12 protein-coding genes and 4 pseudogenes are annotated in these 16,394 nt (G+C 66.7%); 8 read left to right on the forward strand and 8 right to left on the reverse strand.

Annotated elements, in window-relative coordinates:
• Positions 1-129 precede the first annotated feature (129 nt).
• Positions 130-567 (reverse strand): annotated as a pseudogene (locus tag FHE66_RS15930) (hypothetical protein); the annotation flags it as partial.
• A gap of 1,169 nt (positions 568-1,736) precedes the next feature.
• Here FHE66_RS15930 and FHE66_RS14675 point away from each other — a divergent pair.
• From FHE66_RS14675 to FHE66_RS14685, 3 genes and pseudogenes are all read left to right on the forward strand, one after another.
• Positions 1,737-2,390, forward strand: coding sequence for a DUF5919 domain-containing protein (locus FHE66_RS14675; RefSeq protein ID WP_139073725.1), 654 nt, complete (start codon positions 1,737-1,739; stop codon positions 2,388-2,390).
• 311 nt (positions 2,391-2,701) lie between these two features.
• Entirely contained in the window at positions 2,702-3,202 is a 501-nt protein-coding gene (locus tag FHE66_RS14680; RefSeq protein WP_139073726.1) for a hypothetical protein, read from the forward strand.
• Between the two features lie 233 nt (positions 3,203-3,435).
• Positions 3,436-3,708 (forward strand): annotated as a pseudogene (locus FHE66_RS14685) (leucine zipper domain-containing protein); the annotation flags it as partial.
• A gap of 68 nt (positions 3,709-3,776) precedes the next feature.
• On the opposite strand, the pseudogene FHE66_RS14690 reads toward FHE66_RS14685, so the two are convergent.
• The 3 genes and pseudogenes from FHE66_RS14690 to FHE66_RS15935 form a co-directional block, all read right to left on the reverse strand.
• Positions 3,777-4,970, reverse strand: a pseudogene (locus FHE66_RS14690) (IS3 family transposase).
• A 374-nt stretch (positions 4,971-5,344) separates the two neighbouring features.
• Positions 5,345-7,951, reverse strand: coding sequence for an NB-ARC domain-containing protein (locus FHE66_RS14695; RefSeq protein ID WP_139073728.1), 2,607 nt, complete (start codon positions 7,949-7,951; stop codon positions 5,345-5,347).
• A gap of 83 nt (positions 7,952-8,034) precedes the next feature.
• Positions 8,035-8,237, reverse strand: a pseudogene (locus FHE66_RS15935) (integrase core domain-containing protein); the annotation flags it as partial.
• A gap of 502 nt (positions 8,238-8,739) precedes the next feature.
• Between FHE66_RS15935 and FHE66_RS14700 the strand changes: the two are divergent.
• Complete coding sequence (locus FHE66_RS14700) at positions 8,740-9,963, forward strand: toxic anion resistance protein (RefSeq protein WP_139073729.1); 1,224 nt, start codon at positions 8,740-8,742, stop codon at positions 9,961-9,963.
• A 3-nt stretch (positions 9,964-9,966) separates the two neighbouring features.
• Entirely contained in the window at positions 9,967-10,755 is a 789-nt protein-coding gene (locus tag FHE66_RS14705) for a hypothetical protein (RefSeq protein ID WP_139073730.1), read from the forward strand.
• A gap of 58 nt (positions 10,756-10,813) precedes the next feature.
• Here the strand turns inward: FHE66_RS14705 and FHE66_RS14710 are convergent, their stop codons facing one another.
• Both FHE66_RS14710 and FHE66_RS14715 read right to left on the reverse strand, forming a co-directional pair.
• Entirely contained in the window at positions 10,814-11,023 is a 210-nt protein-coding gene (locus tag FHE66_RS14710) for a hypothetical protein (RefSeq protein ID WP_139073731.1), read from the reverse strand.
• Between the two features lie 121 nt (positions 11,024-11,144).
• On the reverse strand, positions 11,145-11,939 hold the full coding sequence (locus FHE66_RS14715) for an isocitrate lyase/phosphoenolpyruvate mutase family protein (RefSeq protein ID WP_139073732.1): 795 nt from the start codon (positions 11,937-11,939) through the stop codon (positions 11,145-11,147).
• A 126-nt stretch (positions 11,940-12,065) separates the two neighbouring features.
• Here FHE66_RS14715 and FHE66_RS14720 point away from each other — a divergent pair, with 126 nt between their 5' ends.
• Together FHE66_RS14720 and FHE66_RS14725 are read left to right on the forward strand one after the other, a co-directional pair.
• Positions 12,066-12,413 carry a UBP-type zinc finger domain-containing protein gene (locus FHE66_RS14720; RefSeq protein WP_139073753.1) on the forward strand — a complete coding sequence of 116 codons (348 nt, stop codon included), beginning with the start codon at positions 12,066-12,068 and terminating at the stop codon, positions 12,411-12,413.
• Positions 12,414-12,486: 73 nt separating this feature from the next.
• Positions 12,487-13,374 carry an oxidoreductase gene (locus tag FHE66_RS14725; protein ID WP_139073733.1) on the forward strand — a complete coding sequence of 296 codons (888 nt, stop codon included), beginning with the start codon at positions 12,487-12,489 and terminating at the stop codon, positions 13,372-13,374.
• Positions 13,375-13,415: 41 nt separating this feature from the next.
• Here the strand turns inward: FHE66_RS14725 and FHE66_RS14730 are convergent, their stop codons facing one another.
• Both FHE66_RS14730 and FHE66_RS14735 read right to left on the reverse strand, forming a co-directional pair.
• A complete protein-coding gene (locus FHE66_RS14730; protein WP_139073734.1) occupies positions 13,416-14,045 on the reverse strand; it encodes a bifunctional 2-polyprenyl-6-hydroxyphenol methylase/3-demethylubiquinol 3-O-methyltransferase UbiG in 630 nt (209 codons plus the stop codon).
• Between the two features lie 107 nt (positions 14,046-14,152).
• Positions 14,153-15,094 carry a LacI family DNA-binding transcriptional regulator gene (locus tag FHE66_RS14735; RefSeq protein WP_139073735.1) on the reverse strand — a complete coding sequence of 314 codons (942 nt, stop codon included), beginning with the start codon at positions 15,092-15,094 and terminating at the stop codon, positions 14,153-14,155.
• 79 nt (positions 15,095-15,173) lie between these two features.
• On the opposite strand from FHE66_RS14735, the gene FHE66_RS14740 reads away from it, so the two are divergent.
• A complete protein-coding gene (locus FHE66_RS14740; RefSeq protein ID WP_139073736.1) occupies positions 15,174-16,109 on the forward strand; it encodes a zinc-binding dehydrogenase in 936 nt (311 codons plus the stop codon).
• Positions 16,110-16,394 lie beyond the last annotated feature (285 nt).

Raw genomic sequence — 16,394 nt, forward strand, 5'->3', positions numbered from 1 at the left:
GGTGACGCGTGTGGGTCTGCTGCACCAGGTTGCTGACATCTGGCCAGGGGATGCCGAGGCATGCCACTGGAGGCCATACACAGTTCCGGAGCCGGTCCGAGTAGCGATCTGACCCTCTCGCGGTGGCGGCCTTTTGTCGCAGCAGATCTCGGCGTAGGCCACCGGCAGTGGTCATCGATGACGGTGTGTAGGTAGGCGGTGCCGATCATCGGGCGGTAGTTCTTGCCGCGCAGCGCTCACCGGTTCTGTGCGCGGTGGCCTGTGCGTTGCTCCTGCCCTGGGTCCGTCCTAGCTAGTGCTAGCCGCCGCCGGGGATGTCGGCGAACTTGGTGACATGGACGTGGATCAGAGACTCAGGGTGCTCCCCTCGTCGGGCTGGTGAGCGGGCGGCTGGAGCGGCGGCCATGGTGATGTCTCGGCGCGGTACCGCGCGGCCCACTTCTTCGCGGTGCGCGCCGAGCCTATGTACATCTTGGCCGCGGCCCCCAACCTCCAGCCGTCATCGACGATGAACTGGGCCAGGCGCAGCCCGGCCTGCGGACGCTGAGCAGCGCTAGCGTGGGACATGACGGCCTCCGGTTGGTGAAGCGGTTGAACTCGACAGCTCCACTTCACAACCGGCGGCCTTCACCTGTTGCAGACTGACCCACGAATCGGGAGAACGTCCCTGGACATCACAACTAGTCATTCTGAACGCTCCTATCTCGAGCATGGACCTGCGATCTCGCGTTCGCGGCCGGCGCACCCAGATCTGCCGTGCAACGTTGCCGGCTGGTGCCGTCCACACCCTTACGGTCCGCTCGCCGACGATGCCACCGCGCCACGAGTGTGAACAGCTTGTGGGGGCGCGGATAGCGATGCCTGCGGTCTCGACACCTTGTAACGTGATGTCTGGCAGCTCGAAGGGTCGAGCGCCGCCGTGGACAGGGAGGAACTATGGCTGGCCCAAGAGTCGCGTTCGACGATTTCTGTGACTCCAGTCGGAAGTACCTAGACGACCTAACAAGCGGGGATAGTGTGGCGCTGCGCACGAAGTTGATGCAGGCGCCGGCTCACTGGCATCCGAATGGCTTTGCCGTATTTCGGCTCGAAGAGGGCGCCCCTCTCGGTGCGTTGCGACTGCATGTTTGGCCGGTCCGTAGGGGGACGGTCAGGGGCGACTCGCCTCCAATACATTCACACGCGTGGCATCTCTGTAGTCGAATTCTCGCGGGCACCTATCGGGAAAGTCTCTATCATCTCAGCGATGACCCCTCAGGTGGTGCGAAGAAGTACTCGGCAAGGATCGACTACGCAAATGAGCCCGATAGGTTCATTCCCGGCCCCCAAGTGTATGTCGAGCGACTTAGTACAGTCGAGTGCGGTCCTGGTCAATTCCATCAAGTTCCCGCAGGTGTGCCGCATGAGACAGAGATTCCGAACGGGCGATTTGTGGCCACCCTCCTTCTTACATCGCCCCTCCAGGAAGATGGTGTTGTGATGATCGGCTCGGAGCCGATCCCCGCGACGTCTTACAACAGGCCGAAGCTTTCTCTTTCCGAGAGGGGCAGCGTCTTGAGCGAGCTGGGCGCCCGAGTGTGGTCTGGCGAGCCCAACGACCCGTCGTGAGTAGCAAGCGAAGTATTACCAGGCGTGCAACTGCTGGCCTTTTGCATCACCTAGATCTCTGTATACTGGCCCTTGCGGCCACGGCGGTCACCTTCGCGAGTCTTATGGGGTGGGTAGGGCCAGCCGTAGTGGGTTCGACCACGCTTGCACTCCTGACCGTACTGGCGGTTTCCCAGGTGCGCAGCCGCGCCCAAGTCTCCGAAGTGTCTGCTGGGTGGAAGCGCGGACGCACCGATCTGTTTGGTGAGGGTTTCCCTGCCGAATACTACGATGTTCGCGGCGAGGCTGCACGCGACTACTTTTTCGCGGGTTTGTCCATGGCGCGGACGCTACCGACGGCGCTCCCGGACCTTAAGAGAATCATGCGAAATGGTGGCTCGGTGCGCCTTTTGCTGCCCAATCCAAATAATGTGGCACTTCTCACGATGGTTGCTGAGACTAAGTCCGGAGGGCGTAGTGCAAGTGTGCGCCGCAAGATTGAGCACGCCATTGCAACAGCTAATGCGGAACTCGCGTCCTTGGCGCGGTCTGGCACCTTCGAAGTAAGGGTTACAGACGTCCTGCCCAGGATTGGAATAAACGCATTTGACGTCGATGAACCCGGCGGCCGCATAATGATCCAGATGTATCAGTTCCAGCCAACCGAAGAGTCGGCGCCTATATTCATTTTGGGTCATGATGACGCGCCATGGTATGAGCACTTCCGCAGAGAGGCCAGTGCGCTCTGGGAGTCGGGGACGGTATGGAAGACGTCCGCTAGTGCGCGGAAACGATCCAGGTGAGCGCTGGGTCCGGTCTATCGCTTCGATAGCAATTGGCGTGCACCGGGCAATGTTCGCATGTTCGCACCGCCCTTCGCGGCCGGGACGTGGAGGCCATCGCTCGCGAAGGGGCTTCGGGGCTCGAGCCAGGCGTACTTTGGCGCCGGTGCTAGAGCGGCAACTGTCATGAGTTCAGTCAAGGCCGACATGTATCTACCGATGGTAGGGTAATAGCTGACTGCTCACCGTAGGATGTTGTGGCAGGCGCGGCATGGGTCGAAAGGTTGCGGCGCCTGGATGAGTTGAACACCTCAAAACAGGGCGGAGTTCGAATGGCTGCTTCAGGGCTGAAGTACAGGTGGAGATTGACGGTATTCTTGGGGGTCTCCTCCTTCGTTGCGGTCGGGATTTTCTTCTACTCGATCGTGGCCGGATTTGATGATTATGCCTATCTTGGCGTCTTAGTTGGGGCCTTCGGCATGTATGTCTCCCTGATTCCCTCCGTGATCAGGCTCGGCTACTCCAGGCGGCGCCGATATCACGTTTCGGATGTGCCTCGCTTGTTTATGAGAGGCGTTAGTCCCAGTTGGCGTGAACTCTGGGAGGACGAGGACGTTGAGATTCTTTACGCAGTGCTGGGCGCTGTGCCCGTCTTCGTTAGCTTCTTGCTCCTCCTCGACCTGTCCAACACGGCGGCGAGGGCGCTTCTTGTGCTCGCGATGGCGGTTCTCCTACTCGCAGCGCCGCTTCTCGCGGTTCCGCTTGTGAAGCAGTATCGCCATAGCGGCTCTGACGCTGGGCGTGGAACGCCTGGGGCTGGATCGAATGAATAGAGGGTTACTGGGGTGCCTGTCCGGGGAAGTATGTACGCGCGGTCAGTGGTCGGCCAAGAGCGGTTCGTCTTGGCGACGCCGGTGGGGTGGTATCGAGGGCGGGCGTGTGAAGTGATGAACGACTAGTTGTACTCGGCCAGGAGGTTGGTGACGCTCCGGGCCGGTCGTTGACGAAGTGAAGACCTCCGGGTGCGGTGGGCGATGTCTAGGTCGTCTACCGTCCGGAGGTCTTCGTGTCCCACCGTAACGCCCGGTTGAACGTGCGGGGTCGCCAGCTGCTGGTCGAGCGTGTCTGCGTGCAGGGGTGGGCGGTCGCCGACGCCGCTAAGGCCCAAGGGATCTCTCGTCAGTGCGCCCACCGCTGGGTCAATCGCTTTCGCCAGGAGGGCGAGGCGGGGGTGCTTGACCGGTCCTCTCGCCCCCATCACTCTCCCGCGCAGACCCCGGTCGAGGTCGAAGAAGTGATCGTGGCCAAGCGTCATGCAGAACGCCGCGGGCAGGACTGGCTTGGTCCCGAGCTCGGCGTGCCGGCCCGGACGGTCGGGTCTGCTGCACGGATAGGTGACAGGTTGGGTCACGCTGCCTGAATGGCTGGCGTGGTCATGATGGTCTCGTACTCGATGGGGGTCAACCGTCCGGGAGCGTCCTGCCGTCTGCGGCGGTGGTAGGTCCGTTCGATCCAGGTGACGATCGCGATCCGGAGCTCTTCGCGGGTAGCCCATGGGCGGCGGTCCAGGAGGTTCTTCTAGAGCAGGCTGAAGAAGCTCTCCATGGCGGCGTTGTCCCCGGCTGCGCCGACGCGGCCCATCGATCCGACCATGTCGTGGCGGTTGAGGGCGTGGACGTATTTCCTGCTGCGGAATTGAGATCCGCGGCCTGAGTGAACAACACAGCCGGCGACGTCGCCGCGGCGAGCGAGGGCGTTGTTGAGCGCTGCGACGGCCAGCCGGGACTTCATCCGGGAGTCGATGGAGTAACCCACGATGCGGTTGGAGTAGACGTCCTTGACCGCGCAGACGTAGAGCTTTCCCTCACCCGTGCCGTGTTCGGTGATGTCGGTGAGCCACAGCTCGTTCGGGGCATCGGCGGTGAACTCGTGCCGGACCCGGCCCTTGTCGTCGACCACGGCGCACAGGTCGTCGTGGACCGGCGAGCCGGGCCTCTTGCCGTTCTTGCCGCGCTTCTTGCCGAACGCGCTCCACCACCCCAGTTGCGAGCAGATCCGCCACGCCGTCCGCTCAGCCATGGGCTCACCGGCTTCACGGGCCTCGTCGACCAAGAACCGGTAGCCGAACTCGGGGTCGTCCTTGTGGGCGTCGAACAGGGCGCCTGCGCGGTAGGCCTGTGCGAGGTCGGAGTCGGTGACCGGGTTGGCGAGCCAGCGGTAGTAGGGCTGGCGCGCGATCTTGAGCACCCGGCACGTCACCGCGGGCGGGAATCCCGCCTGCGGCCAGCTCGCGGACGAGCGGGTACATCAATTTCCCGGCAGGTTCGCCTGCGACAGATACGCGGCCGCCCGGCGCAGGACCTCATTCTCCTGCTCGAGCAGACGAATCCGCTTCCGCGCCTCCCGCAGTTCGGCGTTCTCGGTTGACGTCGTGCCGGGCTTCTTGCCGCCCTCGACGTCGGCGGTCTTCATCCAGTTCGTCAGGCACGACTCGCTGATGCCGAAGTCGGCAGCGATCTGCTTCAGATGGACACCCGGCTCACGGTTCCTCGCGACACGAACGACGTCGTCGCGGAACTCCTTGGGATACGGCTTCGGCACGGTCTACATCCTTCCAGTGGCACCGTTCGGCACCACAGATCAGATGTCACCTATCCGCGCAGCAGACCCGACCGATCACGACCCTGGTGTGACGACTGGGCGCCTATGGTGTGAAATCTCGCAAGTTGCGCGACGCTCCGAAAGTTCACACTACGGAGGACCGGTCCGTGATTGTCCACGCGAAAAGGGGGAATGAGACTGACTAACTGGTCAGCCCATGGTCTAAGCCAGTCCCTTTCGGGCTTCGAAGCGGCGTCACGAGCAGGCGGATGAGCCGACAAATCTTGCCCCCGGTTTGAAAGGTGTCAGACGGGGAGGTTTAGCTCTGCCTTATCGAACTTCGTTAGTTCTGTCGGCCCTGGGCAAACCTTAACCTATCCCGCTCCCTTAGTGCGTTCTAGGATCTTGAGGCAGTGCTCGTTCCTGGCATCCATTTCTAGCCCACGCGCTGCCCATCGGCTGGCTGCAGCCGCGTCCTGCAAGTGCATGCATAGCCAAGCGAGGCGTGACAGGTCCGTGGCGTCAGCTTCGTCGACGCGTGCTTCCATAAGCGCCCGCAATCGTCCAGCCGTGAGGCGGCGTTCGTCGGTGTTGAGGTCGATCTTCCGCCGGGACAGCATGCCAGTCAGTCGGGCCGCTGTGGTGCTCAGGTCCTCGAAACTCGTTTCCGTCAACTCTGCCAACTGCAGCCTGGCATGCAGCTCTGCCAGCCCATCGTCGCGACGCCGGTGCAGCACTGTAAGAAGCCTCCAGGCCTCCGCGTCGTCGGGTACGGTCTCGAGGTACCGGTTCACTGAACGTACGGCTCCGGAGAGATCCGTCAATTCCTGCTGCAGTGTTGCTAGGCGCAACCATGCCGGCGGAAACTCGGTGGCAATGTACTCTATTACGGCGAGTTGATCTGTGACGTCCTTGCCAGACCCTGCGCGTTCAGACGCCCATCGCACCATCCGCTCCACGCGTGGCCCAAGCCCCTGAGCGACATCGGTAACCGTCGTGACTCCGAATGACCTCACCAACTCCAAGTCGGCATCGATTGCCAACTTCAGTGGCGATGTGACAAGCTTCTTCCTGCCGAACAGTGCGGCCGCCAATGGAACAGATACGAATGCGGCTCCGCTATCGGTGTCGATAGTCCTTTCAACTAGAGAGGCATTTTCTAACGCTTCGATGGCGGAATCGACGTCGATCCTGTCGTTTCCGGGACGCATCAGTACGGCTTCGAGCCCCACCCGTGGAACTAGCGAGCGCCATGAGCAGAGGGTCAGAAAGACGCGTTGAGCACTTGTCGGTAGTGCCGCGAACGAGCGGTCAAACAAAGCATCCAGCAGTGCCTCCCGCGTTGCGACAACATGCTTCAATGATACGCGCCTACCCTCCCTCGCCACCTCACCCAGCAGCACCTTCGTAATGTAGGGATGCGCCCCGGAATCGTCGTAAAGTTGCTCTTCGTATGATTCATCTACCAGTTGTTGCACGCTTAACTTTGCTGTGGTCTCAACGACGAGTTGATGAAACTCAGGCTTGGTCATCCCCTCGACGGCTATGGGATAGTCGGACTTAAAGTCCCGCGTGCGCGTAGTTATCAGCACCTTGTTTGGAAGCCGGACCGCGTTGTTGACATAGTTATATAGAGCGGCTTGTTCGCGCATGGTTTCGAAGTTGTCGAAGACGAAGAGGAAAGGTCCATGCTCCGCGGTTCCAGCTAGACAATCGGTAAGATACTGCTGAGCTTCCCCCTGACGTACCTTCTCACCCGCTCGCAGCAACTGTGCAAAGTCAGAGGCTACGTCCTCCGTCGTGAGTACATCCGCTTTGACGACTTTCGGACCCTGCGGGAGTAGGTCTATGTCGCGCGCGCTAAACCATATGATCGCGAAGAACTCCGGCTCGCGAGCAATGTTATGCACCACTTCGAGTGCGAGCGAGGTTTTCCCTACTCCGCCTCTACCTTGAAGTGTGATGACCGGATTCCTTGAGTCGAGTAGAGTGAATCGGAGTTCGCGCTCAAGCTCGGGCCGAGGTACATAGGCGTCGCGCCTTGGCGGCATGTTGGTAAAAACCTCTCCCACGACATCTAGAGCAGGAGTGGCTGCTGTCTCGCTTCGCGGTTGCGCGCCTATCGGCAGAGTCCAAGCAGCCCCGTCTTCTGTCCTCGAATCGTCGGTAAGGTACGATAGGACCTCACACCTACCCTTACGCCAGTTCCCGTTCGGCAAGTAGAAGTCGGTCAGATCTGGATCACTGAAAAGCAGTCTAACGGGCCGCAGGTCGCCCAAGTCGATGTAGACGCCGTCTGGTAGCTTGTGTTCTGACTGTTGTGTTAGGTATTCGAATGGCTGTCGTCGGCCCCCGAAACTGCTTACTCTGTACTTTCCGGAGAGGTTGCGTTTGAGGTAAGCCCAGTTTCGTTTGAAAGGCGGCGCGTTCTCGATAATGAGGGTTAGTGATTCCAGGAGCGCGGGGCAAACCGTTGCTAAGGTAGCCGCCTTGGGGGCCCCGTGCCCGCGAGTTCTGTTCCGGAGCCAAACGACGTGCCTAGCCCACATCCGTAGCGACACCTTAGACTCTGAGGTCTGTTGATACTCGTTGTCAAGGCATCGGCAGGCCTGCTCGATCGCAGAAACCGCGGCACGTTGCCACGACATGGCGCCTGGACCATGGGTGGCGCTCAGTGCACGTTGTGAGTCGCGAGCGGCCAATACTAAGTGTTGGCTCGCTGGGCCCGTTGTTGCCTCGTCAAGAACTTCCGCCCATTCACCTATTCCGTCTGCGCGTACTAGCCGATATTCGAGTGCGTAGCGATGGCGTTCTCGATCGTCGGACATGCCAGCGATCAACTCGACCGTCAGCAATTTCAGGACCATCTCGGCCTCGTAAAGCAAATCGAAAAAGTATGCCGTGTCTGAGTCCTCTTTGGCCATCCGCCCTCGTTCGAGCATCCGGGCGACCGGCAGGAACTTTGCGGCTTCCGTCGTCATCAACTCACTCGCTTCCGGCCGAGGGTGCCCTTTGACTTTATGGAGACGCGGAGTCTCGCGCAAGGGAAGCGAGCTCTGGCTGGTACGCGGCTGGCGGGCGAGGCACCGCTGAGGCTGCTGTGGCCGCGGTGGTGGTTGCAGTGATGGAGGAAGTCTGGGAAGGCGGCACGGGCGCGGTTTCGCGAAGGTAGGGCTGGCGTGGGCGGTCTCCTCGAGCATGGCGCCGTTGAAGCGCTCGAACTTTGCCGCTCGTCTGGGGCCGGTACGCCGGGTGTGTTCGTGCGTGATCGCCAAGGGGCGCGAGTGGCTGGAGTGCGTGCTGGCAGCGGCCGTCGCAGAAGGGCTGCTCATCGAACTAGCCACGCGGCACTCCCATATGAGCGATTCCCGCCTCGTGAAGGGCATCACTGATGTCGGCCAGAGTGAGCAGCCGGTGCGCGGCGTATACACCCGGGTCGACACGCGAAAGTGGCTCGAGCGCATTCACGGCCATGGTTGCAGTGGCGTGCGCCTCCTGCTGGCCCGTCGCCCACGGCCGGCGAGGTCGACCGGTAGTTCACCGAAACCCGCGATCGAGATGGGGCTGCGCCCGGGCGGAGCGTTGATCAACGCGTCCGTAGTCGAGCCACAATGGGCCGAGAGCGTCTCCTTCGAAGCGGGTCGCGGCTTCGGCGTCGCAGACGGACCTCCGGGTGAGGGGTCTGGTGCCTGCCAGCCGTTCGCAGGCACTTCTCACACAGGCTTTGAGACAATGGGAGCAGACCCCGAGCGTCTGAGGAGCAGACCGCATGTCGAACCCGCTCGATCTTGGCCAGAACCAGACCCCCGCCGTCGAGAACCCGCTGCAGCTCGAGGCGCCGGAGCCGACCACCGACGTCGTCGTCCACGAGCCGGAGAAGGTGGGCGGTTACATCCTTGTCGACGCCCAGACTCAGCAGAAGCACGCCGAGACGGCCCGGGCCTTCCTCGACGACCTGCTCGCCACGCCGCTGCGCAGCCCGGAGTTCCAGACCAAGCTCGCCCAGCTCACCTCGCTGGGGGAGGGGACGATGCGGCAGGCGGCCGACTCCACCAACCGCATGCTCCAGCGTCCGGCCTCCGCCCTTGCCGCCACCGGCGCCGACCCGGCGTCGCGCACGGGCGCCTCGCTGGCCGAGCTGCGCCAGATCGTCACCGAGCTCGACCCCAAGCGCCACGACCTCACCGGCGCGCGCAAGGTGTTCAGGTTCCTCCCTGGTGGCAGCGGCATCCAGCGGTACTTCCAGAAGTACGAGTCGGCCCAGACCCAGCTCGACGCCATCACCAAGGCGCTCAAGGGTGGCCAGGACGAGCTGCGGATGGACAACGCCGCGATCCAGACCGAGCGCGACGCGCTGTGGGCCTCCCTCGAGCAGCTCGCCAACTACGCCGTCCTCGCCCGCCACCTCGGCGACGGCCTCGAGCAGCGCATCGCCGGCCTGCGCGCGGAGGGCAGGGGCGAGGACGCCGCCGCCCTGGAGTCCGACGCGCTCTTCTACGTGCGCCAGCGCCACCAGGACCTCATGACCCAGATGGCCGTCTCCATCCAGGGCTACCTCGCCCTCGACGTCGTGAAGAAGAACAACACCGAGCTCATCAAGGGCGTCGACCGGGCGCTCGACACCACCCTCTCCGCCCTGCGCGTGGCCGTCATCGTCTCCCAGGCGCTCGGGCAGCAGAAGATCGTCCTCGCGCAGGTCGACGCCCTCAACTCCACGACGTCGGACATGATCCTCGCGACGTCGGAGCTTCTGCGCTCCCAGGGCGCCGACATCCAGCGCCAGGCAGCCCAGGCCACGGTCGACCCGGCCATGCTCCAGCAGGCGTTCGACAACGTCTTCCAGGCGATGGACGAGATCGACCGGTACAAGGCCGAGGCCACCCAGGCGATGAAGCAGACGGTCAACGTGCTCGAGGGCCAGGTGAGCCGCGCCCGGCTGCAGCTCGAGCGCAGCCGGTCCTCCGACGTCCCCGACACCACGGGAGGGAGCTGAGCCATGTCCCGCTGGACGCTGGGCAACGTCGTCAAGGTCGGCCTCGCCGTCCTGTTCCTGCCGCTCGTCGCCTACCTCGTCCTGTTCATCGGTGCGGTCAAGAAGAACCTCCGCGCCGTCCTCGAGGGCCTGATCTACGCGGCCGGGTTCTCCGTGGCCGTGTTCGAACTCGGCTGGGGCAGCCCGGGCATCCTGCTCGGCCTCGCCTCGATGGTGGCCTCCGGCGTGCGGGCCTGGCACCTGCGCGACCTGTGGCTGCCCAAGCGGCGCCGCTGGTGGCACCGCTTCACCGGTGAGCAGAACGCGATCGGACCCGTCCCGGACGCCCCGCCGGCGGAGGCCGCGCTCGAGGGCACCGAGGGACGCGTCGCCGCGCTCACCTGGGTGGGCGCCTACGCCACGCAGTACCGGATGCGCCTGCCCGCGACGGCGTACACCACGGTCCACGAGACGTGCCGGACGCTCGGCAGCGTGGTCGAGGCGGAGGCACGCGAGCCCTCCCGTGACGCGCGCCTGGAGTACGAGCTCGACGCCATGGTCCGCCAGTACGTGCCCGGTGTGCTGCGCGGCTACCTCGCCATCCCGCCCGCCATGGTCGACCAGCGTCAGCCCAACGGGCGCACCCCGAACGAGGAGCTCGCCGAGCAGCTCGGGCTGCTCGCCGAGCAGGCGCGGTCGATCAAGGCGACCCGCGACAGCCGGATCCCCGCCCAGCTCACCACCACCGGCAACTTCCTGCGCGAGAAGTACGGGGAGCGGCAGCAGGACGCGTACGACTTCGGGATCAGGTAGGACGCGGGCCCCACACCGGACGTGCCACGAGTCGCACGTCCGGCGTGGGGCGGCCGGCTCAGCCGAAGTGGATGCCGTCGGGGTGACTCCCGATCACCTCGAGCGGGCGCTGGGCGATCTGCCGGACCGGCTGCCAGTAGTTGTCGATCCAGATGGGGGTCTCGTCGTCGAAGTAGGCGAGAAACTCCAGGACCTCGGCCTTGGTGAAGAACTCGAAGTCCTCAGGCGGCGTGCGCCTCAGCGGCCAGGGGTGCTCGTTGGTGTCCATGTCGTGTTCCTTCCGGTGCCATCCCCGCCCGGCGGGCAGGGTTGGTGAAGGAACGGCGTCATGGTCGGCAGCATAGGGCGAACGGACACGGGCCGAGGTGTTCTTGGCCGCCCCTGACGCCTCAGTTGAGCGCGCGCGTCGATGCCGGGATCACGCCGTCGGCGTACAGGCTCTTCGCGACGTCCTGCAGTGCGGTGAGCGCGACCCGCTGGGTCATCGGCCCGTAGGAGATGCGGGCGACGCCGAGGGCCTCGTACTCCGCCGCGGTGAGCGCGCCGGGCAGGCCGATGACGCTGACCTTCCGCTCGCCGATGCCCTCGACGAGCCGGCGGGTGACGTCGGCGTCGAGGACGCCGGGCACGAAGACGATGTCGGCACCGGCGGCGAGGTAGGCGCGGCCGCGCTCGACGGCGTCCGCGATCGACTCCTCGACGGGGCGGCCACCGCCGCGCACGAACGCGTCGGTGCGGGCGTTGAGCGAGAAGGGCACGCCCTCGGCCTCGCCGGCGGCGACGACGGCCTCGACCCGCGCCGCAGCCTCCGCGACGGGGCGCAGGCGGTCCTCCATGTTCGCCCCGACGATGCCGACGCCGATGGCGCGGCGGGTGGTCTCGCCGGTGTCCTCGTAGCCGTCGTCGAGGTCGGCGGTCACCGGCACGTCACCGGCAGCCTCGACGATGCGGCCCACCATGTCGAGCGTGAGGTCGAAGGGGATGGTCCCGTCCGGGTAGCCGAAGGTCGCCGCGATCGAGTGGCCGGCGGTGGCGATGGCCCTGGTCTCGGGCAGCGCGAGGATCGCCTGCGCCGACACGACGTCCCACACGTTCACCACCCGAAGGATCTCAGGCGCCGCGTGCAGTGCGGACAGCGTGCGTGCCCGCTGGGCGGGGGAGGTGGTGGTCGAGGTCTGCGTCATCCCGTCAGGCTAGTCGGACATCTCGGGCGCGTGGGCCGGATGCTGCCCCTGCCCGAGCGCGAGCGCCGGTCGTACAGTGGAGCAGGGGCCGCCGTGGGGGCGACCGGACCCGAGGAGATGGTCACGATGACCGAGGCAGGCATCGACGTCAGCGTTCCTCCCAGCGGCACCGGCTGCGCCGAGTGCCTGCGCGACGGCGGGTGGTGGGCCGAGCTGCGCCGGTGCGCCGCGTGCGGGCACATCGGCTGCTGCGACAGCTCGCCGGGCACCCACGCAACAGCGCACTACCGGGAGACGGGGCACCGGTACATGCGCACCTTCGAGCCAGGGCAGTCGTGGTGGTGGGACTACGAGACCGAGTCCGTCACCGCCGGCCCGGAGCTCGCCCCGCCGCAGAGCCACCCGCTCGACCAGCCCACGCCGGGCCCGGCCGGAGCCGTCCCGCCCGACTGGCCCGAGCACCTCCACCGCTGACACCGCGTCAGGCGAGAAGCTCCCAGGACCCCGCGCCCGGGCAGGTCCGCCGGACGCTGCCTACATTTGCCCGATGGAGCCCTTCTCAGCTGCGAGCGTGCCCGACCTCACCGGCCGTACCGTCGTCGTCACCGGAGCGAACAGCGGTCTCGGCCGGGTGACCGCGCAGGTGCTCGCCGGTCGCGGGGCGCGCGTCGTCCTCGCCGTGCGCGACGTCGCCAAGGGGGAGGAAGCGGCGCGGCAAATGCCCGGCGACGTCGGCGTCCGCCGCCTCGACCTCGCCGACCTCACCTCCGTGCGGGCCTTCGCCGCGGGCGTCGACGAGCAGGTCGACGTCCTCGTCAACAACGCCGGCGTCATGATCCCGCCGCTGGGCCGCACGGCGCAGGGCTTCGAGCTGCAGCTCGGCACCAACCACCTCGGCCACTTCGCGCTCACCAACCTCCTGCTCCCGAAGATCCGCGGGCGCGTGGTCACCGTGTCCTCCAACGCCCACCGCGCCGGAGCGATCGACTTCTCCGACCTCAACTGGGAGCGCCGGCGGTACCGCCCGATGGGCGCCTACGCCCAGTCCAAGCTCGCCAACCTCCTCTTCACCACCGAGCTGCAGCGCCGCCTGGAGGAGGCCGGCTCTCCGGTTCGTGCGGTCGCCGCCCACCCCGGTCTCGCGGCGACCAACCTCCTGCGCGGGCCGGGTGGCCGGCTGCAGGCCGTGCGGGACCGCCTCATCACGGCGTTCGCCCAGACCGACGAGGACGGTGCGCTGCCGGTGCTCTACGCGGCCGTGGCCGACGTCCCCGGTGGGAGCTACGCCGGGCCGGGTGGCCGGTTCGACCGCGGCGCCCCCGCCCTCGTCGGCCGCTCACGGCGGGCGCGCGACGCCGAGACCGCCCGCAGGCTGTGGGCGGTCTCCGAGCAGCTCACCGGCACGACCTTCCCGGTCGAGACCGTCCGGTCCTGAACAGTCCCGCCGTCGCGACCCGCGACGACGGGGAACGGGGGTCAGGCTGTCCGTTCGACGCGCACGACGACGTCGTGCAGCGGGAGCTCACCCTCCCGCGTCGTGACCGTGCGAGCGCGCTCGGTGGAGGTCCGCACCGTCCACGACGACGCCGCGAAAAGCGCGGCGACGTCGGCCGCGCTCACCTCAGCCTCCCGGGGGTAGTGGTGCTCGGCGTCGCCCGAGCCGTGGGCGATGACGAGCAGCGTGCCGCCGGGAGCGACGAGGTCGGACAGGCGCTGGTAGAGGTCGAGCTGGGGGATCGCGGCGTGCGCGTAGCACGTGACGACGAGGTCCCATCGCTGCGCCGGCTCCCAGGCGAGGAGGTCGGCCTCGACCCAGGACAACCGGCCCGTCACGCACGCGCGGCGGGCGTTCTCGCGCGCGGCGGCGAGCGCGGCGGCGGAGATGTCCACCCCCGTGACGTCCCAGCCGTGAGTCACGAGCCAGATGGCCTCCGCTCCGGCGCCGCACCCGGCGTCCAACGCCGTCCCGGGCTTCAGGTGGGCGGTCTCCTCCGCGAGGTAAGGGCTGGCCGCAAGCCGGTCGTGGGACGCCTCGGCCCAGTGCCGGTCCCAGTAGGGCCGGTCGAAGGCGTGGTCGTCGTGCTGGTGCGGGGCGGGGTCGGCCATGGCGACACTGTGCGGCCGGCCCGGCACCAGGGCAAGCCTCGCGGGCCAGGAGGGAGGGAGCAGCGCCGTCGCGCCGCCGGCACGCTCGCCGGGGACGCAGACTGCGCTCACGTCGACTCGCCGAGGACCACCTGCGACGGCGCACTGTCCCACTCCGGGACCGGTAGGCCGAGGACCACCCGGGCCGCCCGCCGACCGTAGGCGGCGCCGTCGATCCGGACCGTCGTCAGCGACGGCCGCCAGAGCCGGGCAGCCGCGTCCTCGTCGAAGCCGATGACCGCCAGATCCTGCGGCGCGCGTAGCCCCAGGGTCGCCATCCCGGCGAGCACGGCGAGAGCGACGTCGTCGCTGTGGGCTGCCACCGCGGAGACCCCCTGCTCCCGGACGAGGCGCTCGACGGTCTCGGCTCGTCGCGCCTCGTCGCCCCCGATGACCGTCTCCACGAGCGGTGGCAGGCTCAGCTGCCGCGCGGCACTGCGGGCGTGTGCGCGTCGCGTGCGCGCGAACGGAACGTCCTCCGCCGGCCCGACGAATGCGATCCGGCGGTGGCCGCGCTCGACGAGGTGCCGCAGCTGGGCGAGGGTGTGAAAGGCGAACCCGGCATGGTCGCCGGCGGCCACCCCCGAGACGACGTCGTCCTCCTCCCCGCCCGTCGTCACCACGGTGAGGTCGAGGGTGGCCCGCGGGGCGACGGCGTCGATGACGTCCGCGATGATCCCGCCCGGCTCCGCGGTGACGAGGAGCGAGTGGCCGTGGCGGCGCAGCTCCGCGGACATCCCCTCGACCAGCGTCGCGACGGTGCTCCCGCCGATCATCGCGCCGACGTTGAGGAGGACGACGGGGGATCGGCCCTCGCGCAGTGCACGGGCGATCCGGTGGGGGACGTACCCGACCGAGTCGGCCGCGCGGCGCACCCGTTCCCGGGTGCTCGGGGTGATCGTCTGCCCGGCCGTGCCGTTGAGCACGTAGCTCACCGTCGCCGTCGAGACGCCGGCGAGGTCCGCGACGTCGCGGATGGTCGGACGGCGCGTCGAGGACTCGAGAGTCACGCTCGGACGCTAACACTTAAACGATTAAGTGACTACGTTTCCCGTACCACCCCACGACATCCGAGCAAGGAGGTATGCGATGAAGGCATGGCAGTTCGAGGGCACCGGAAGGCCGATCGCGCTCAACGAGATCCCTGACCCCCAGCCGGGGCCGGGCGAGGTCGTCATCGACATGCGCGCCGCCGGGCTGTGCCACAGCGACGTCATGTACATGCAGATCGGTGAGCGGGCGATGCCCTTCCTGCCGATGACCCAGGGTCACGAGAACGCCGGCGTCATCAGTGCGATCGGCGAGGGGGTCACCGGGTGGGAGGTGGGCGACGCCGTCGGGGTATGCCCCTCCGGCGTCAGGCCGCCGGCGGGCATGTTCACCCCCGGCGGGTTCGCCGGCAAGATGGTCGCGCACTCCGCCGACCTCGCGCGCGTGCCCGAGGGCATGGACTGGGCGCTCGCCGCCCTCGCCACCGACGCCGGCATGACCTCCTACCACGCGATCATCAAGGTGGGCGGTGCGCGCGAGGGCATGAAGGTCGGCGTCATCGGCTACGGGGGTCTGGGCCAGGTCGGCGCGCGTGCCGCGGTCCTCAAGGGTGCCGAGGTGCACGTCGCGGAGACGAAGGAGTCGGTCTGGGACCTCGCCAGGGCGGCGGGAGTCAGCGGCGTGGTCGCCGATGCCGCGGAGTGGGCTGGCCAGAGCTTCGACCTCGTCGTCGACTACGCGGGCTACGACACCACGCAGCGCGCCCTCGACGCCGTCCGTCGCGGGGGGACGGTGGTCCAGGTGGGGCTCGGGCAGCCGACGTTCACGATCAACGCCAACACCATCCTCGGCAAGACCATCACCGGCTCGCTCGGCGGCACCGTCGAGGACATCGAGGAGGTCTACGAGCTCCTGCGCCGCGGGGAGATCCAGCCCGCGTACGAGGTCATCGGCTTCGAGGAGATCGGCGAGGGCCTCGGCAGGCTTGCGCGCCACGAGGTCACCGGCCGCCTCGTCGCCCGGATCGGGGACTGAGCGCGAGCGGGGCCGCCCCACAGGTGGCCCCGCTCGAACTTCGGCTGGGCGGACACGTCCAGGCTCGGGACGCGGTGCCCGCCGTCTACTGAGGGCGCTCGCCGCCGAGATCCTCACGCTGCTCACCGCCTCCTGCGACCTCGGACTGTTCACGCGCAACCTCGCCGGGATGACGGGTGCCGGTCTACTCCTCAGGAGGCACCTGGGCGTGGTGGTCGCGGCCCTCGTGCCCGTGGCGTGGGGGATCGCGATGCTCACGTTCGGCAACCCGGACGGTGACCGCGT

The sequence above is a fragment of the Georgenia sp. 311 genome (assembly GCF_006151955.1).
In the GTDB taxonomy this organism is placed as follows: Bacteria; Actinomycetota; Actinomycetes; order Actinomycetales; family Actinomycetaceae; genus Oceanitalea; species Oceanitalea wutianyii.